Origin of the sequence: Chryseobacterium sp. KBW03 (genome assembly GCF_003852415.1) — a bacterium.
Classification (GTDB): domain Bacteria; phylum Bacteroidota; class Bacteroidia; order Flavobacteriales; family Weeksellaceae; genus Chryseobacterium; species Chryseobacterium viscerum.
In genome coordinates, this window is the sequence record NZ_QAJO01000005.1 from 134,716 (window position 1) to 153,680 (window position 18,965).

Genomic DNA, 18,965 nt, shown 5'->3' on the forward strand with positions numbered 1-18,965 from the left:
GGAGACTATTTTATGTTATTTAAAATTTAAATAATATTTTCTTACATCATTAAATTATAGTTTAACAAAAAATTCCATGTTTTTAAATACAGAATCATCATTCACAACACAGAATCACCAAAACAATGACATGTTTTACTCATAATAATCCCTTCCTTATTTTCCTTCTGAATAAAGCAATAGATAATCTGAATAACAGATTCCAGCGAAAATTTATATTAAAAAACGTAAATTTGCATCATGAATAACGATACGATATGCGCGCTGGCTACCGCCAATGGAATAGGTGCTTTAGGCATCATCCGGGTTTCAGGAAATGAAGCTTTGTCTGTAGTTCAGAAAAGTTTTCCGGCCAAAAAACTGGAAAAACAGAAGTCCCATACCATTCATTACGGTTATTTTATGGATGAGGAGGAAGCTATTGATGAAGTAATGCTTTCAATCTTCCTGGCTCCGAAAAGTTTCACCACTGAAAATTCTGTGGAAATTGCTTTTCACGGATCTCCGCATATTGGAAAACGTATTCTTGAAACCCTGACCAAAAATGGAGCAAGAATGGCCAAAGCAGGAGAATTTACACTTCGTGCTTTTATCAACGGGAGAATTGATCTTTCTCAGGCAGAAGCTATTGCTGATGTGATTGCTTCTGAGAATGAGGCTTCCAGAAAAGTTGCCATCAACCAATTGAAAGGGGGAATCACCAACGAAATCTCTATATTAAGAACCGATCTTCTGAATTTTGTCTCCCTGATTGAACTGGAGCTGGATTTTGCTGAAGAAGATGTAGAATTCGCAGACAGAAGTGCTCTTAGCGGATTACTGGATAAGATTGAATTAAAATTAAATTCTCTTATTGAAAGTTTCCAATACGGGAACGCTATTAAAAACGGAACGGCAGTCGCCATCATCGGAAAACCAAATGCGGGAAAGTCTACTCTACTGAATTCCCTTTTAAAGGAAGAAAGAGCTATTGTAAGTAATATTGCCGGAACTACCCGAGATACCATTGAAGAGATTCTTCATATCAAAGGGCATGCCTTCCGTTTGATTGACACAGCAGGATTACGTGATACAGTAGATGAAATTGAAGCCATCGGTGTAAAAAAAGCCAAAGAAAAGGTAGAAAATGCCAATATCCTTGTTTATCTGGCTGATGCTGCTACTGAAGATTTTTCAGAGGATATTGAAATGATCCAATCTCTGTTGAGAGAAGATCTGAAACTGATCATTTGTGCTACAAAAATTGATGAAGTCACCCCTACAAAATACGAAACAGTAGAAACGATCTTCAGAAATGCGATCTCTAATGAGTTTGATTTTATTAAAATCTCAGCGGTTGAAAATCAAAATATTCAGGATCTTAAAAATGAATTATCATCTTATGTAGAGCAATTAAAAGCATCAGAAAATAATGTGGTCATAACCAATCAACGTCACTACGAGGCTTTACAAAAGTCTTTACAGGCTGTAGATAAAGTAAAAGAAGCTATTTCTTTCCAGATTTCCACAGAATTGCTGGCTTATGAATTGAGAAACGCTTTAGAACATCTTGGCGAAATCTCCGGAGAGGTTACCAATGATGAGGTGCTTGGGAATATTTTTTCTAAGTTTTGTATAGGCAAATAAGTACGACAAATAAAACAAACTAAAACAAACCAAACGATTGATTATTAGCTTTTTACAAAAAAAATTGATTTTGTAGGAGTTTTTCAAAGTTTGGTTAGTTTTGTTCAGTTTTGTCCCCCAGTTGTCCCTCAAACCAATAATATTTTATTTTTTTTAACCCGGGAGAGTTAGTGTCACTTAAGGTAATTTATTGTACCTAATTGTACTTAAATGTACCATAATGGACCTTAAGCCAAATTATCTCTTCCACAAATAAAATATTATGAAAATCAAGAAGATTTGCGAACATTGTGGACTAGAATTTATTGCCCAAACAACAGTAACCAGATACTGTTGCAAAACCTGTAATTCCAGAGCTTACAAGATTAATGTTAGGGAACTTAGAGAAAAATTGACTGAAGCAACTCAGGAAGTTTCCAAACCTCAATCAAAACCTAAAGAAGATCCTAGCTCTTATTTTGCACTCAAAACCCTTGATTACTTAACAGTCAAGGAAGCTTCTATTTTATTGAAATGTGATAAGAGAACAGTCTATCGAATGGTTAAAAATGGCAGTATTCCTGCAGCTAATTTATCTATCAGAAAGATTCGTCTATTAAAGAAAGATATTGATGCATTATTTGAAGTCAAGCCAAAAGTAATCCAAAATCCAACAGAAGATTTGGAAAAGATTGAATGGACACCTTTAAAGGATTGCTTCACAATGGGTCAAATTCAAAAAGAGTATAATATCTCTCCGACTTCCTTAAAAAATCTTATAGAAAGACATAATATCCCAAAATTTCAGAAGGGCAAATTTGTATATGTACCAAGAGTTAAAATTGAGCATATTTTAAAGAGGATTGAGTTGGGTATCTATTCAGGATAACACCAATTTATTTGGCATTCTGACGCCAAATTTCCCCTAAGAGAGCCATAAAATCTGGCTTACACTATCAATTTTTAATATTACTCAAAAATCCAAAATTATGTCAAAAGTAACATTAAGGAAAAAACCTATATCAAAAGGCAGACAATCTTTATTTCTGGACATATGGCCTCCCATTTATAATCCAGAAACAGGAAAAATGGAACGAAAACACTATCTAAAATTATATATCTATAATCGTCCCAAAAACGAAACTGAAAGGAAGTTCAATAAAGAAACTTTAGCTCTAGGAGAATATGTAAGAGCTCAAAGGCATATAGAATTACAAAGCAAGAGGTTTGATTTTATTTCTGAAGAAAAGATGAAATCAAACTTTATTGAATTCTTTGAAGCAGAAGCTAAAAAAAGGAACAACTGTTATAACTGGGTAATGTCTGTTAGATATTTTAAGACTTTTGTAGGGCCCGAAATTCCATTTAATGAGTTGAATGAAACTCTATGTGAGGAATATGCAGATCATTTGTTAACATGCCCCGCATTGGGCCGCAGAAAAACCATAAAAAAGAATACTGCTGTAGCTTATTTTGGCAGATTTAAGCTAACATTAAAAGAGGCTTTTAAAAAACGCTTTTTACCGACAGATCTAGGTTCAATAATTGACAGTATTGCACCGCAGGAAACCCATCGTCCATTTTTATTCATGGAGGAACTAGAAAAAATGGCAAATGCCGAGTGTCGAAATCCAATAGTGAAAAAGGCTGGACTTTTCTCTGCTATGACCGGTTTCCGATATTCAGATGTTGAAAAGCTTTTATGGAGTGAAATTCATGGAACAGAAGGCAATTATTATATAGTATATAATCAGGAAAAAACAGAAAATGCCGAATATCATCCAGTATCCGATCAAACTATAAAATTGTTAGGTCCACGAGGAAAGTCTGATTCAAAAGTATTTGAAGGGTTAAATTATCATAACACAGTAGCAGAGTTGAAAAAGTGGTTGGCAAATGCGGGTATAGAAAAACATTTCACCTTCCATGGTTTTAGACATACCTTTGCGACCTTACAAATTGCAGCTGGCACATCAATATATACAGTTTCAAAACTATTAGGTCATAAAGATATCAAAACAACGGAGATATATGCTAAGATAGTTGACAGTTTAAAGAAAGAAGCCTCTGAAAAAATTAAAATCAATTTGTTTGATATAGGTAAGAACATCGCGAATATCGATCAGATTGATCCTCCAACAGATAATATTAATATCTAATAATTTTCAGATTTAATTAAATATTTAGTAGCCTTAAACACCTTTAAAAGACAAATTACGACAGATAAAGTCAATATTAAGCATTCTTTTCACTGTCTTCCTACCTTGAAAAAAAAAGTATGGAATATACATTTGATCAAATACCAAATATTCTTAAAAGAATTGAAGAAAGATTGGACAGTTTAGAAGAAATTCTATTGGATCGTATCCAAAATGAAATGCCGGAACTTGACTTTGTTGATGCAAAAGAAGCTTGCAAAATTTTAAAATTATCATTACCAACATTATATTCTAAAGTGTGTCTACGCGAAGTACCGTTCTACAAAAAAGGAAATAGACTGCATTTTTCTAAAACTGAATTATTAGAATGGATTCAAGGAGGAAAAGAAAAATCCTTACATGAATTAAGTAGTGATGGGAATCATATTTTAAAAAGAGTAACCAAAAAAAGATGGCCCTAGAAACCTTAGCAGAATTCAAAACCTTCCAATCATAAATTTGGAAGGTTTTTATTTACAATAGTTTGATCCTTTTAAGGGTTTTTCAAGTCACCTTGATATTTCTTCAATACTATGTCCCCTACTTGTACAAAATATGTTAATTAATTTATGTTTTATTAAACGGTAAGAGAATATCACACTACGAATATTTGCTAAACACACTCAAATATTAAACAGCAAATAATTACACCTTACATTAATTTAAATTGCTTTTGAATCAAATTATGAACGAATAAAATATTTCAATAAAAATTGAAGAATGTAATAAGGTTATTAGCAAAATAATATATAATTAATTGATAGATTAAATAATTCGCCACAAAGGGAAAAATATTATATTTTTAAGATTGCTGATATCACTGGACCTGATAATGAGAACCTTTCTAATATTTTTACCATGACAAAATCAATTTATGATACTATAGTAAAACGTATTGAAATTCAAGAATGCAAGATTACACTAACCAAGGAAAAAGTTATTAATGAAGCCTATCAAATGGCGACCTTTCTCCAAGAAATATTAAATGAGACAAAAGCTATTGTTTCAAATAAGGGTTTCATTGATAAGGAACAGGAGATCAATTTTTTTAAATACGTAAAACCACAACTTCTCGGAAAGCTTATTTACTATAACAAGATTTATAGGATTGAAACATCTTGTCCTGCGAAGGCTGGTGAACTTTATAAGATATATTTCGAAAAAGAACTTGAAAAATTAAACAAAGAATTTCAAGAGCATTTTGTAGATTCAGATTTTTACCGATATATAAAATCAGGTCGTAAGGATCTTGATGAAAAATATTTTGCTTTAGGAAATATTGATATTATAGAAGGTCTAAATAGTTTTGTTTTTGAAATCGATCCGAATTTTTCAACATACTATGACTACAAAGTCGCTCATATTACCGCAGATGAACTATTATATACTTATATAAGAAATAGGCTGAGCCCAGAGAATGAATATGAATCACCATCGCTAACATATACCAATTACGATGATATGTTCTGGACCGATTCTAAGAACGCTCTAATAGAGCTGATATATGCACTTTACGCTGCCAGGTCTTTATCCAATGGTCGATTGGCAATATCAAAAATCAGTACCATCATTGAAACACTTTTCCAGATAGAGCTGGGCGATTTCCACCATGCTTTCCACCGAATGAAAGTCAGATCAGGAAGCAAGACAGCTTTTCTTGATCATCTTAAAGTAAGTTTAGAAGAATACATGAACAGAAATCTTTAAGATAATTAGATTGAGACAGCCAACAGGTTGTCTTTTTTTTACCAAGTTATGCCAAGATATGCCAAGTAGATCCAACAAACCAACAACATTGAAATCCTTCATTCATAAAAATTACAGTATCTGAAAATTAAAAATGACAAAAAAATATTTTCACTTTCCCTTGGCAGTACTTGATTAAACTTGGGTTACTGGACTATTTTACTCTAAGAAATTTGTCTGTGAACAAAAATTTTAAACAGATGAATATTGACAGATTAGAATTTATTGCTTGGATGGAAAGAATCATGGATCGATTCGATTTGATTTCCGAAAGCGTAAGAGAAATGAAGAAAACTAACAATGCAATTGATGGAGAAGAATTGCTAGACAATCAGGATTTGCTTCAAATGCTAAAAATTAGTAATCGTTCATTACAGAGATACAGGTCTGATGGTAAATTACTCTATTACACTATTAGTGGTAAGCTTTATTACAAATTATCAGATGTCCACCAATTTATTCGTGATAGTTTTAACACTCCCACTAAGCGTAAGAGGAAATTGAAAGCCGAATAATACCTTAAAATTCCAACTTAGTTATTGCTATTGATTTATAAAATACCTTGATCTGAGATTTACAAAAATTTAGAGTTATGAGTACTAATCAATCCAAAAATCAGAAATCTGATCAAGCAAATGATCTAACAGATACGTTGCTTGTCCATGATACAGAAACCAATAAAATTCTCGCGGTTAAAGGAATAAAGAAAAAGTCCGGCAAAAAACCTGGTGAAAAAGATGAGCTTGAAACGGTTGATCCAACTAAAAGAAAAGAAAATTCTTTTTTGAAACTCAACAAAAATGAAGATATGCTTTCCAATTTTTTAAAGAATTTTTTTAGTCAGATCGGCAATCCCACACGCTTCAATTTTTTTAAAGTTCCTATTGAAACTGCTGTCATGATAGCAAAAAAAATGCAGCAATTTATTGATACAGCAAAACTTGAAGGTAAAGAGCTCCTAGAAGGACTTAAGGATATTTTGAGTAAAAACAATAATAAAAATACTATGGCACAACAACAAAACAAAACGGAAAATAGTAATGGTAATCACTATTCCATTGAAAAAATCGACTGGAAAAGCTTAGAAAATCTTGGGTACAGCCGCGAGGAATTTGAGAAATTTAATCTTTTGGACTCTCTGTTAAAAGGTTTTAAAACAAATGATATGCTAACAGTATCGTTAAAGGTTGGAAATCAAGAAATTGAAACCCAAGCTAAGTTATGGCTTGAACAGGGAAAGGATGGTCTAGCAGTATTTAACATGCTTCCCAAAAAAAATGAAATTGAATTAGATAAGAAATTTCAAGGACATGAATTTACCGAAGAGGATAAAACCAACCTATTAGAAAGAGGAAATATGGGAAGAGCTGTAGAACTAATTACAGATAATAATACGAAGGCTTTCCATGTGATAACGCTAGATAAGGATACAAATCAATTAGTTTCTTTTCCGGTTGAAAAGATGCGTATTGATGATATTATCAAAGGAGTGACCCTTACTCCCGATCAAAAAAATCTTTTATTGGAAGGTAAGCCTGTATATCTTGAAGGGATGCTTTCTAAAAGAGATACTTTATTTAATGGTGAAATCCAATTTAATGCTTTCAAAGGTCATATTGAATTTCAATTTGATAAAGGAAATTCCAAAATTCAAAAACAGGATAACTCTCAAAACCAATCTGCAGAAATACCAAAAACTTTTAGAAGGAAAGAATTTACTTTCGACCAGTATAATAAACTTAGCAAGGGTGAAACAGTATATATCACCGATTTTAAGGATGGTGCTGGGAAGGAATATCCGGGATATGTATGGCTAAATAAAGAAAAAGGAGAATTGGATTTTAATTTTAAAAACCCCAATAAACTTAAACAAAATGCAACCACAGCTGAAACTCATAAAACCCAGGTCGCTGTTAATTCCGATGGGAAAACAAATGAAGCTACTAAAAATATCAAGCGGCCATTAAAATCAGGTCAAAGTACGCCTGCTAATAAAAGGCAGCAGAACACGCAAAAAGAAACCAACAATGCGCCTAAAAAAAGAGGTCGAAGAGTATCCTAAAATAAATTAATATGAAAGCAGTAATAGCAGAAAAACCAAGCGTTGCGCGAGAAATTGCAGCACTATTGGGAGCAACAGAAAAAAATGAAGGTTTTTTAAAAGGTAATGGTTATATCGTTACCTGGGCAATAGGTCATTTAATTTCTTTGGGAATGCCTTCGGAATACGGTATTACCGGATTTCAAAAAGACAATTTACCAATATTGCCAGATCCATTCTTACTTACTGTAAGAAAAGTCAAAAAAGAAAAAGGATATCTTGACGATCCTGGTGCTGTTAGGCAATTAAAAATAATAGAAATTATTTTTGAACAATGTGACAGTATAATTGTTGCAACTGACGCTGGTAGAGAAGGTGAACTTATATTTAGATATATCTATAATTATTTGAATTGTAAAAAACCTTTTGAACGACTATGGATTAGCTCGTTAACAGAAAAAGCTATTGACCAAGGTTTTGCCAATCTAAAGCCAGGAACCGATTTCGATGGTTTATTTTTTGCCGCCCAAGCCAGAAGTCGTGCGGATTGGCTTGTAGGGATAAATTCAACTCAGGCATTATCTTTACAAGCTGGAAATGGAATTTATTCTTTAGGAAGAGTGCAAACCCCAACTTTGAGCTTGATTTGTAAGAGGTACATTGACAATAAAAATTTTAAAATTGAAACCTATTGGCAATTGGAGCTCAAATATTTAAAAGATGGATTCAATTTCTCCAGTATATCGAAGGAAAAATGGGATGATAAAGAAAAAGCAACCGAAATTTTAAAATCGATTGAGCGTTTAGGAAGTTCTATTGTTAATTCAGTCGATAAACGTAATTCAAACGAACAGCCACCTCTACTATTCGATTTAACTTCTTTACAAAAAGAAGCTAATAAGAAATTAGACCTTACTGCCGAAGAGACATTATCAATTGCACAAAGCTTATATGAGCAGAAATTCATTACATATCCCCGAACAGGCAGTAAATATATATCAAATGACATTTGGCCGGAGATCCCAGATTTAGTCAGAGCTTTGGAGAACCGTGCTGGTTATAAAGAACGGATAAACAATGTAAAATGGGGCCGATTCAATAAAAGAATTGTAAATGACCTTAAAGTTACAGATCATCATGCATTATTGATAACAGATAAAATTCCTTCAGCCCTATCGAGTAAGGAAAATGCCATCTATGATATGATTGCTATTAGGCTCATTGAATCAATATGCTACCAGTGTACAAAAGAAATTACGGAAGTTAAGCTGGAATCACTGCACTTTGAATTTATTCTGAAAGGAGCCCGTGTGATTGATCCGGGATGGAGATCTATACAAAACCTCTTTAAAAATGAAGACAATGATGAAGAGGTAATATTGAATATACCAACATTAAAAGAGGGTGATTCACTCAGCATTAATGAGGCAAATATTTTAGAAAAAAAGACCCGTCCGCCAGTTCTTTACACTGAGGCAGGTCTCCTATCGGCAATGGAAAATGCGGGGAGGCAAATTGAAAATGAAGAAGAGCGTAAATCGCTTAATAATATTGGGATTGGAACGCCAGCCACTCGCGCAGCTATCATTGAAGTTCTGTTTGATCGAAATTATATTGTCCGGGAGAAAAAAAATCTAGTTCCAACTAAAAAGGGAATTCAGGTTTATGAACTCGTAAAAGAAAAGAAAATAGCCGATGTCGCTATGACTGCGCAATGGGAGCTTGCTCTTCAAAAGATAGAAAATAATGAGTTAAATGCTAATCTATTTCAAAATGAAATGGAATCCTATGCTAAAGAGATTACCAAAGAACTTCTATCTACTGAGTTTGTACCAAATACATTGCAATTAAAATGTCCAAAATGCAAAATTCATAATTTAATCTTTAATGAACATGTAGTAAAATGTCCGGATAAGAACTGTGAATGGATTCAATTTAAGAAGGTCTGTGAGGTTGCCCTAAGTGATAAGGAAATGGAAAACTTAATTACCAAAAAAAGGACATCACTTTTGAAAGGCATGAAAAGTAGGTCAGGAAATAAGTTTGATGCATACATTATACTTGACGAAAATGGTAAAACTTCATTTGAATTTGATAAAAAAAAGAAAAAAAATAAGTGATTAATAAGAATGGCGGTTCCAAAGACCGTCATTTTTGTTATTATTCTAGAATTATTACAATATGAATTTTTGCTTTGTATAAAGGAAAGTTATGGTATTTTTCTAGAATCGTAACACCATTATGTTGCATCATGTTGTTCTCTCCCTCTACATTTGTTTGAATTATTTCTCACGACAGTTTGAAATTTATATCGAAAAAAAATGGTAATAGCCTTTAAATTTCAACTGTGAGAAATGAAAAAGCTAAAAAACCATTGTCATGCAAAAAAAGAGAATTTTTACGGAGGTAGTAGTTGTATTATTGGTCATTTTGTTCCTCTATACTGCTGTAAGCAAATTTGTGGATTTTAAGGGGTTTACTTATGATTTAAATAATCAACCGTTTCCGAATAGCTTAACACCATTGTTAAGGTGGTTAATACCAATAACTGAAATTTCAATTGTTATTGCTCTATTATTTGAAAAAGCCAGATTGATAGGTTTATATGCATCATTGGTTTTGATGAGTTTATTTACAATTTATACAGCGCTAGTTCTGTTTCATGTTTTTGAGTATGTGCCGTGCTCATGTGGAGGTGTCATAAAAAATCTAACATGGCCCCAGCATTTAATTTTTAACCTTTTTTTCGTTGTAATCACTTCACTCGCTATTCGAGTAAACAAGAAAAATTCGTCTAATCATTTACTTTATAACCAGTTACAATAATTTAGATCAGTATAAATGAATTAAAATTATTGGGTCCAAAATAAGGGGAAGCTGAAAACCTTCAAACCAGAGTAAGCAACAAATCAAAAACTTTTTATTATGAAAAATTTTAAATTATTATTAGGTGCGGCAGTAGTATTTGCCGTTGGGAGTGCTTTTACAGCAAGTAACAAAGCTGCAGGTGAGTATGTATTAAATGGAGATACTTGGGAATTAAAAGATGGCGGTCGATGTGAGTCGGAACCAAGTGAAATTTGTGATTACACAAAAGTCGGTTCAGCTACCACACCTCAATATCCAAATCAGTATCAAAATCCAGCAAATTTTACTGCTCATACAACAAATGCAAGATATGAGCCCTAGTATTGGCTTACTTTTTCATTAAAAACGGATTGATTTTTCAATCCGTTTATTTTATAAGTAACAACATCTGAAAACTATAATTATGAGAAACTTTAAAATATTATTAATTATGGCAATATTTTTTTCCGTAGGTAGTGCCTTTACCAGAGGAAATAAAACTGTTGCTGGTGAATACGTATTTAATGGAAGTATTTTTTACCTAAAGGGTGACGGAATCTGTATCGCTGAAACTTCAACAGTTTGTGATTATACAAAAATCGGTAATGCAACAACTACTCTTTATCCGAATCCTAATCAAAATCCAGCGAATTTTACTCCTTATAGAGTAAATTCCAAATATGAAGAGTAAAACTCAAATAAATAAACAACGGATTGCCAAATCAATTCGTTGTTTATTATAAATTTTTCTCAATTAATTTAATTAAGTCATTTTTATCTTTCTCGTTATAAGGCTTAATGACCGAAGTCGTGATTACTTTACTATCCTTACCAATCATTATTAACGTGGGGTAACCTTTTATTTTATAATGCTTTATAATAGGATGATCTATACCTTTCCCTTCTGTAAACAGATCTACACTATGTTTGTTGGTATAAATTTCTTGTATAACGCTCTTCCGCCAAATAGATAAACGTTCATCCGTACTAATACTTATAAATATTACGTTTTTGTTATTTTTAAAATATTCCGCAACTGGTTTTAAATTCTTCGCCATTATAGCACAGCTGCTACAACCTGTAAACCAAAAATCCAATAAGATAACCTTCCCTCTAAATTCATTAAGTGTCCTAAAATTACCATAAAAGTCAGGTAAATTAAATGCAAATCCTTTGCTTCCTTTTGTATTTGTATGATTTAAAGAACTTAACAATTTTCTACTTTCTGGATCAGAAACGTTTTTCATTGCATAGCTTATCAGATTTGAAATATTTGGCAATTCTGCAAAATTTGTAATTAAATATTGTGTTATTAATTTATCTCGCAATATTCCTTGATGATTTTCAGAAAACAATTCCAATTCGGTCTTTTTTAAAGAAGGATCTTTTCGTAATGATACGGCTTCAGCGAATCCGCCCTTTCTTAGATTTCCTTTACATAAATAAGTTAAGTATGTATGAGAAAAAGCTAAAACTGAATCAGGTATTTTTGAAAAATTGGGGACATTTCTATTTAAATATATATTTACTAAAGAATCTTGAATTTCCTTCTTTTGGATTGGATCGACATTTGTAACAAAACTATTAAATGCTATATTAAGACTATTCCAAATTCTGTTTTCTACATCGCCATACAAATTTGCTAACAATAGATTATAAACATACACCGATAATCGATCTTTATACCACTTCAGGACCTCTTCACTACACTTTGCCGCAGAATATTGACGTTTTTGAAAAGCCTTATTATCAGGAATGTAATTTGTGTAATATAAAGAATCAAAAATGAGTTCTCCCTTATTTACGTTGTACTTTAAATGTGTTCTCTGCCAAGGAAATACTTTATTGATATTGTCCATTTCATATCTACATTGATATTTTTCGGAACCTCTGCCTCTAAATTGTATTTGCGCATGTTCAACAAAAATCTGGATACTATCACCGGGTTCTACTAAATAATTTATCAGAAAATATTGTTTTTTTCCTGAGAAAGATAAATAGAATATTTTATCGTCTTTTTCAGGATTTATTTCAAAATGATTATTTAATAAAGAATCAGAAATTTTGACTTTCTCTAGTGCAGATAAAGACATTCCATTATGTTGATATTCTATCATAACAGTGTCTTTTGTCATTGTAGGATAGATAATATCTATATATATAGTTCTACTTTTATTTTGGGCTGATGATAAAATCACACAAAAAAAAGCAATTGTAAAAAAAATAATTTTTTCCATGTGTTAACGTATATTCTGTTCAATATTTGATTTTAAAATTTCTAATGGAGGTATTGGAAATACATACCTTGGATCATTTGGGGGCAAACTATATAATTCCCCATTGATCGTTCTTGTTAATGTTTGTGCAAATCTGCTATCTGTGTTAAACCTTCTTAGATCCTCCCATCTTGTATTAGATGTAAATGGGAGTTCTTTTCTTCTTTCTGAAAGTATAAATTTCAAAGCATCCTTTTCGTTTGTAATTGTTGGGAGCGAAAAAGTTATATTTTTATTCCACCTTTTAGTTAGAAGATCTTTTAAAGTTCCCAAACCACTATTTAAATTACCCAACCTAATTTGACATTCTGCTTTTAGAAGAAAAAGTTCATTATTAGCTAGTCCTGCAAAAACATTGTTACTTCCATTTTGATGACCAGTGAATGAGATACTTGGTATTGTCCCTCTATAAAATACCTTTTTCCTTAAATCATCTCCTAGATAAGAATTGTATAAATCAGGAGAAACAATTTGCGTTGCTCTTGACATCACAACAGAGTATGAAGTTGCAGTTGCGTAAAATATAACTTCGGGATTACCTGTTTTAAAATTTGGAAGCGAATAAGTAGTTGATGTATTTAAGGTATTATAATCTATCAATATATTGTTATAATTTAAAGCCATTTCAGCATACTTTAATGCATTCTCATAATCATCCATGAGTAAATAGCTCTTAGCCAGCAACGCTTTTATAGCAGGTATTGATGGTCTTGTTTTATAAAGAGGTGTTTCTGAGAGCAAAGATTCAGCTATTAAAAGATCATTTATTATTTGATCATAGGTCTGTTTCACTGTTGCTCGAGTAGATTTTATATTTACATCAGAATTTAATCTTAAGGGTATTCCAAGATCAGAATCTGAAGTTAAAGGATCAAATGGTTTACAGAATAGTTGCGCTAAATTATAAAAAGCATAGGCTCTATAAAATAATGCGCTTCCTTTAATATTATTCCATTGTGCCCTGTTAACATCACTTATATTTATTTTATCAATTCCTTCTAAAACAACATTTGAATATTCCACTATTTCATATGGCTTTGACCATTCCCAAATTGAGCCAGTAGTGGAACCCTCATAAATATCCTTAGCCCAAGCATACATGTTTTTTACTGCTATATCACGCATTCCGTTCCATGAAGCGTCAGTTATTAAATAATTATCTGATCCAACTAAACCCAATGAAGGATAATAGGTATTCATGATTTCAGTATTATCAAGTATTGCTTGATAATCATCTAAAGTTGTAGGTACGACATCAGATTTACTCGATTTCTTATCTAACCATTCATCCTGTTTTCTACAACTAACAAACGTTAGCGATATAAATATTATTAATGTAAATGTTTTCATTTTTCACAATTAAAAATTCGCCCGAATGCCTAATGCATAAGTACGAGGTGAAACAATATTTCCGGTATATCCTGAATAAAGGTTCTGATTATAATCTGGATCGATACCTGATTTGTTAGCTCTCCATAAAATACCTATGTTGTTTACATAGCCATATAATTGAACTGATTTCAATCCCATTGAGGAACACCATCTTTTAGAAAGATTGTATGCTAGAGAAATATCTTGAAGTCTAATATGGTCGCCTTTTTCAATAAGTACTTCTGAACTTTGATAGAAATTATTTCTATTAAGATTTGTATTATATGTAAAAGAAGGAACATTGGTCGTCAATTCATCACCAGTCGTTTGCCAACGATTACTGTAATCTGAATTTAAAGACCTTAACGTTTCAGTGTAATTCGTATTGGATGAAATTTTACGGAAATGGTAATTTAGTTTATAGATTATATTCGCTGAGACTGAGAAGTCTCCATAGGAAAATGTGTTCCTAAACGACCCCAGAGTAGTCGGCCGAGAGGAACCATGATATACTAGAATGCTATTGTCATTTTCATTAATTATTGACGCATAATCTTTTGAAACTTCACCATTTAGGTAGCCTTGCGGATCTCCGTTAGAAGGATCAAGACCTGCCCATTTATAGGAATATAAACCAAATAAAGAATTACCTTCTACTGGAAAAAGCCCACCATTGTATGCTAGTATTGAACTGTAAAGAGCAAGTTCAGCATTGGAATATTTTGTATCATATTTTTTGACCTTATCTTTTATATAATTGAATATAAAGTTTGTTGACCAGTTGAACTTACCTTTAATATTCTGGGATGTAAGATTTATTTCTAAGCCTTTTGTTTCAACCTGTGCTGAATTCGCTTTATATGTGGTAAATCCTGTCGATGGTGCCAAAATAGTATTTTGTATAAGGTCATCTCCAACTTTATCAAACCATTCAACCGTACCTGTAATTCGGTTATTAACAGAGGCAAAATCGACTGCAAAATTTAAGTTTTTGATTTTTTCCCAACGCAATTCAGGGTTTGGAGGACTTTTAATTGTAGCTATCCTTGCTCTTGTTAAAGAACTGGTAGAATATTCTGCTGTTAAATATGCAGAAGCATTATATACGTTACCATTGTAGCCATAAGTTGTTCTTAATTTTAAATAGGGCAATAATTTAAAATTGTAAAATGATTCGTTGCTTATATTCCAGGCTAATCCTGTAGACCAGAGTGGCGTAACTTTATCATTTATATTGACACCGAAAATGTTGGCGCCATCTTTTCTACCGCTTAATGAAATTATATATTTCTTATTGTATTCGTAGGAAGCATTTGCAAAATATGAGACAAAACGATTTGTAAATTCTGTAGGATCAACATCCCCATCTACCGCAGGAAGTAATCTTGTTCCATAGGCTACAGGATTTACACTATAATAGGTGTCATAATTTAAATTTGTTACGGAGATTCCAAGATTTTCATCATACCCAAAGAGATTATTAGTCCTAGAGCTATTAATTACCTGACGGACTTCTGCACCAGCTATCGCGTTTATCTGATGTTTTCCCTTAAAAATCTGATCATAGTTTAATTGCCATCGAAAGGAATTGGCTTTTGTTTCCATATCTACCTGACCTAAAATTCCACCTTTAGGAAATGGGTATTGAAATGTTTTAGAAACATTGTCATATTGTGTATAAGTGTTGATTAGATTTCTAGCATAAAAACTATTTACATTATTGAAATTCGTATTTTTCCCTGTTTCATTTTCCATTTGGTATTGAATCTGGGTTTTCAGGAAATCGGTAAATGTATAGGTTGCTCCTGCTTTTAATAAGACATTACTAAAGGTTGTTTTATTTTCGGAGAAGTCTCTTTCTTCTAATGGACGGTAAGCCCAATCTAAAAATCCAAGATCCTGCATTGATTTCTTATAGGAATCCGAATAATAATATGGAACACTTAATGCAATACCATTTTTGTCGGCTAATCTATTATATGGAAGATTGGAACTATAAGCTAACCCCAAAATACTACTACTTCGATTATAGATTATATTTGCGGAAAGTTCTAGATTTTTTATTGGTCTAAAAGTATTAGATGAGCTGAAACTTGTCCTATTATAGTCACTGTTGATTAAGGAACTTCTATTTTTGTCAACACCAAAGGTTAAGGCGTAGGTTGATTTTGGTGTTCCACCGCGGACATTTAATGCATATTGTTGGTTCAGACTTTTTTGATAAAAATACTTTTCAATTTCATCACGGACATCAACATTTTTTAATATTGCCAACTGTTCATTTGCCTCATTTTCCGTAATTGTTCCTGCTCTCAGTTTTGAGAATATTTCAACTCCTCCTGATAATGCAGGATATGTCATTGTATTGGTAATATCAGAATCATAATATCCCTGATTAAATAAGTACTTTTCTATATCCAAGTAATCCGAAGATTGGATGTAATTACGAGAATATTTTAGATTCGGCTTTTGCCCAAGCGTAAAATTTGAATTAAATTCTATACTTAGTGGTTGATCCAATTTACCCTTTTTTGTTGTTATAACTATAACTCCATTTCCTGACCTTGCTCCCCAGATTGATGCGGCAGCGGCATCTTTAAGTACGGTGATACTTTCAATATCGTTTGGATTTATATTATCAATGTTACCTTCATATGGAAAATTATCCAGAACTATTAAGGGATCGGCACTCACTTTTGTATCAATTGTGCTTGTACCTCTAATTGAAATGCCTGTTTTAGAATTTGAAGGTAAAAGACCAGTAGAACTTGAGCTTTTGCTGAATGTCAATCCACTTGTTATACCGTCCAATCTGTCTAAAATATTCGTGCTAACACGTCGGTTTAATAGTTGATTATCAATTTGAACGAATGATCCTGTAGCTCTTTCCTTTGGAATACTTTGATAACCGGTAGAAACAACATCGACAATGCCAATAGTATTATCGTTTATGTGCAAAACAATATTGTTTGCATTTCTAACAGGGATTTCTGTTGAGGTATAGCCTACAAAAGATACCTGTAGAATTTCTTCAACAAATTTGTCAGGTATCAAAAATATACCGTTCCCATCCGTTGAAAAGTCAATGTTTGTTCCCTTGATACGCAGGGAGGCGCCCGCAAGAGGCTCGCCTTTATCGTTTGTTACTTGACCTCTGATGGGGTTATCTTCTTTTTTAATTGGTCGTTTTAACTGAGTTTCTTTTCCCCTATCTATAGAAACTATAATTTTTCCTTCTATGCTATAACTAAAGGGCTGTCCGCTAAAAATTTCATCCAATACAGTTTTTAAATCCTTGTCCTTGGCTGAAATAGTGACATCTTTAGCGATTTTCATGTGCCTTTCATTTATAGAAAAAGAATATCCAGACTGTTGGTTAATTTGCCTAATAACCGTTTTAAAAGGGACATCTTTTTCTATAACAGTTATTCGCTGTGCAGTCAATTTTGTGCAAGCCAAAAAACAAATTAATATAAAAAATATCAGGTTTTTCATGACTTGTCTCTTTTTCAATTGTTTATCAATGGTTTTCAGTTTCCATTGGGGAATAGAAATCGATTTACCATTGTCGATAATGGTATTATTCATTACATTTGAGTTAGGGTTAGTAATTTGCTTTATTTAACTTTTAAAAACCCGCAGCCGTCCCGACTGGACCTCGGGACGGTATATTCTTAAGAACTACGGGCATAAACACATATGAAACGTTCTTATCTGATGTCAACCTCCTTTCCATGTATTTCAGCTGTTACACCATAAGTTTTTTCGATTACCTTTAAAACAGAGGACAGATTTTCGTTTTTGCTGATAGTTAAGTAAGCTCTTTCAGCATTTTTAAAATTTGGTGAGAATCTAAAATCAACGTCCCACCAGCGCTCGATCTCTTTAGATAGATCCAACAGTGAAATGCTTCCAGATGATATCAAACCTTGTTTCCAAGTGAGAAAATCCAAAGCATCTACTTTTTGAATAGAAAGGCTATAATTATTTATTATAGCCTGCTCATTTGGCTTCATTTTCATTGTAGATGTAGAGCCATTCGCTTTAACTTCTACACTTCCTTGGACAAGCGTTGTGAACTGTTTGTCTTCATAGGCGCGAATATTAAATCTTGTTCCGAGAACTTTAATCTGCTGAATATCTGTCTTGACGAGAAATGGATGTTTTGGATCATGACGAACTTCAAAATATGCTTCACCACTCAATCTTACTTCTCTATTTCCTGAAAACTCTACTGGATACTCTAATGAAGAACCTGAGTTTAACCAAACTTTAGTTCCGTCAGATAAAATGATATGGTATTGCCCACCACGCGGTGTTTTAAGGACGGCTGAGCTTATATCATTTAGTGAGCGCACCAGTTTACCATCAGTATAGATAAAACCTTTTTCTGAAACTTTAATTCCGTCTAGATCTTGCAGATCAACTGACTTACCGTCTGAAAAGGTGATTGAAGCTTTATTGCAACCTGGAGGAACATCATTAATCGCAGTATTGGAAAATGTTTCTTTTTCAGATCTGGATTTCTGAATATACAACAATAGACCTATATTCAAAATGACCAGAAATCCGGCAGCAACACTGATATGGCGGATAATTCTTCTTATTTTTTTCTGCTTCAGTTTTGACTCTACAATACTAAATTGAATCTCGGATTCAGTTTTATATAGTTGTTTTATCGATTCAGCGAGATAGGCCGGATTTTGTACCTTCTGAAAAAAATCTTCATTTTTTTTGTCCTCTTTAAGCCAAGAATTTAAAACAATATGTTCATCGACAGTTAATGGATCGACTTGAACGATTTTTTTTAATATTCGACCTATTTCAAAACTGATATAGATATCTTTCCTCTCCATGATTCCACTTTTAATTAGAAACGGA

15 protein-coding genes are annotated in these 18,965 nt (G+C 32.6%); 11 read left to right on the top strand and 4 right to left on the bottom strand.

Annotation, left to right across the window (positions count from 1 at the left end; all coding sequences use genetic code 11):
- The first annotated feature begins 240 nt into the window (after nt 1-240).
- From mnmE to DBR39_RS12115, 11 genes are all read left to right on the top strand, one after another.
- On the top strand, nt 241-1,626 hold the full coding sequence (gene mnmE, locus DBR39_RS12070) for a tRNA uridine-5-carboxymethylaminomethyl(34) synthesis GTPase MnmE (RefSeq protein ID WP_124533406.1): 1,386 nt from the start codon (nt 241-243) through the stop codon (nt 1,624-1,626).
- A 262-nt stretch (nt 1,627-1,888) separates the two neighbouring features.
- Nucleotides 1,889-2,494, top strand: coding sequence for a helix-turn-helix domain-containing protein (locus DBR39_RS12075; RefSeq protein ID WP_124533409.1), 606 nt, complete (start codon nt 1,889-1,891; stop codon nt 2,492-2,494).
- A 100-nt stretch (nt 2,495-2,594) separates the two neighbouring features.
- The gene (locus DBR39_RS12080; protein WP_124533411.1) at nt 2,595-3,764 is read left to right on the top strand and encodes a site-specific integrase; all 1,170 of its coding nucleotides are present in this window, start codon (nt 2,595-2,597) and stop codon (nt 3,762-3,764) included.
- A gap of 119 nt (nt 3,765-3,883) precedes the next feature.
- Nucleotides 3,884-4,225, top strand: coding sequence for a helix-turn-helix domain-containing protein (locus tag DBR39_RS12085; protein ID WP_124533413.1), 342 nt, complete (start codon nt 3,884-3,886; stop codon nt 4,223-4,225).
- Between the two features lie 436 nt (nt 4,226-4,661).
- Nucleotides 4,662-5,510 carry an RteC domain-containing protein gene (locus tag DBR39_RS12090; protein WP_124533415.1) on the top strand — a complete coding sequence of 283 codons (849 nt, stop codon included), beginning with the start codon at nt 4,662-4,664 and terminating at the stop codon, nt 5,508-5,510.
- 239 nt (nt 5,511-5,749) lie between these two features.
- Nucleotides 5,750-6,064, top strand: coding sequence for a helix-turn-helix domain-containing protein (locus DBR39_RS12095; protein ID WP_048506288.1), 315 nt, complete (start codon nt 5,750-5,752; stop codon nt 6,062-6,064).
- A 77-nt stretch (nt 6,065-6,141) separates the two neighbouring features.
- Nucleotides 6,142-7,611 carry a DUF3945 domain-containing protein gene (locus DBR39_RS12100; protein ID WP_124533417.1) on the top strand — a complete coding sequence of 490 codons (1,470 nt, stop codon included), beginning with the start codon at nt 6,142-6,144 and terminating at the stop codon, nt 7,609-7,611.
- Nucleotides 7,612-7,622: 11 nt separating this feature from the next.
- Complete coding sequence (locus tag DBR39_RS12105; protein ID WP_124533419.1) at nt 7,623-9,710, top strand: type IA DNA topoisomerase; 2,088 nt, start codon at nt 7,623-7,625, stop codon at nt 9,708-9,710.
- 259 nt (nt 9,711-9,969) lie between these two features.
- Complete coding sequence (locus DBR39_RS24595; RefSeq protein ID WP_410494256.1) at nt 9,970-10,416, top strand: MauE/DoxX family redox-associated membrane protein; 447 nt, start codon at nt 9,970-9,972, stop codon at nt 10,414-10,416.
- A gap of 99 nt (nt 10,417-10,515) precedes the next feature.
- A complete protein-coding gene (locus DBR39_RS12110) occupies nt 10,516-10,779 on the top strand; it encodes a DUF6520 family protein (protein ID WP_124533420.1) in 264 nt (87 codons plus the stop codon).
- 109 nt (nt 10,780-10,888) lie between these two features.
- Nucleotides 10,889-11,128, top strand: a complete 240-nt coding sequence (locus tag DBR39_RS12115; protein ID WP_124533422.1) for a hypothetical protein — start codon at nt 10,889-10,891, stop codon at nt 11,126-11,128.
- A gap of 46 nt (nt 11,129-11,174) precedes the next feature.
- On the opposite strand, the gene DBR39_RS12120 is transcribed toward DBR39_RS12115, so the two are convergent.
- From DBR39_RS12120 to DBR39_RS12135, 4 genes are all read right to left on the bottom strand, one after another.
- Nucleotides 11,175-12,674 (bottom strand): TlpA family protein disulfide reductase, encoded by a 1,500-nt coding sequence (locus DBR39_RS12120; protein ID WP_124533424.1) that lies wholly within the window; start codon nt 12,672-12,674, stop codon nt 11,175-11,177.
- A 3-nt stretch (nt 12,675-12,677) separates the two neighbouring features.
- Complete coding sequence (locus DBR39_RS12125; protein ID WP_124533427.1) at nt 12,678-14,063, bottom strand: RagB/SusD family nutrient uptake outer membrane protein; 1,386 nt, start codon at nt 14,061-14,063, stop codon at nt 12,678-12,680.
- Between the two features lie 9 nt (nt 14,064-14,072).
- Nucleotides 14,073-17,672 carry a SusC/RagA family TonB-linked outer membrane protein gene (locus DBR39_RS12130; protein WP_124533429.1) on the bottom strand — a complete coding sequence of 1,200 codons (3,600 nt, stop codon included), beginning with the start codon at nt 17,670-17,672 and terminating at the stop codon, nt 14,073-14,075.
- Nucleotides 17,673-17,794: 122 nt separating this feature from the next.
- Nucleotides 17,795-18,940, bottom strand: a complete 1,146-nt coding sequence (locus tag DBR39_RS12135; RefSeq protein ID WP_124533431.1) for a FecR family protein — start codon at nt 18,938-18,940, stop codon at nt 17,795-17,797.
- Nucleotides 18,941-18,965 lie beyond the last annotated feature (25 nt).

Coding starts and splice junctions, on each gene's coding strand:
- mnmE (WP_124533406.1), top strand. CDS start 241: ATGAATAACGATACGATATGCGCGCTGGCTACCGCCAATGGAATAGGT.
- DBR39_RS12075 (WP_124533409.1), top strand. CDS start 1,889: ATGAAAATCAAGAAGATTTGCGAACATTGTGGACTAGAATTTATTGCC.
- DBR39_RS12080 (WP_124533411.1), top strand. CDS start 2,595: ATGTCAAAAGTAACATTAAGGAAAAAACCTATATCAAAAGGCAGACAA.
- DBR39_RS12085 (WP_124533413.1), top strand. CDS start 3,884: ATGGAATATACATTTGATCAAATACCAAATATTCTTAAAAGAATTGAA.
- DBR39_RS12090 (WP_124533415.1), top strand. CDS start 4,662: ATGACAAAATCAATTTATGATACTATAGTAAAACGTATTGAAATTCAA.
- DBR39_RS12095 (WP_048506288.1), top strand. CDS start 5,750: ATGAATATTGACAGATTAGAATTTATTGCTTGGATGGAAAGAATCATG.
- DBR39_RS12100 (WP_124533417.1), top strand. CDS start 6,142: ATGAGTACTAATCAATCCAAAAATCAGAAATCTGATCAAGCAAATGAT.
- DBR39_RS12105 (WP_124533419.1), top strand. CDS start 7,623: ATGAAAGCAGTAATAGCAGAAAAACCAAGCGTTGCGCGAGAAATTGCA.
- DBR39_RS24595 (WP_410494256.1), top strand. CDS start 9,970: ATGCAAAAAAAGAGAATTTTTACGGAGGTAGTAGTTGTATTATTGGTC.
- DBR39_RS12110 (WP_124533420.1), top strand. CDS start 10,516: ATGAAAAATTTTAAATTATTATTAGGTGCGGCAGTAGTATTTGCCGTT.
- DBR39_RS12115 (WP_124533422.1), top strand. CDS start 10,889: ATGGCAATATTTTTTTCCGTAGGTAGTGCCTTTACCAGAGGAAATAAA.
- DBR39_RS12120 (WP_124533424.1), bottom strand. CDS start 12,674: ATGGAAAAAATTATTTTTTTTACAATTGCTTTTTTTTGTGTGATTTTA.
- DBR39_RS12125 (WP_124533427.1), bottom strand. CDS start 14,063: ATGAAAACATTTACATTAATAATATTTATATCGCTAACGTTTGTTAGT.
- DBR39_RS12130 (WP_124533429.1), bottom strand. CDS start 17,672: ATGAATAATACCATTATCGACAATGGTAAATCGATTTCTATTCCCCAA.
- DBR39_RS12135 (WP_124533431.1), bottom strand. CDS start 18,940: ATGGAGAGGAAAGATATCTATATCAGTTTTGAAATAGGTCGAATATTA.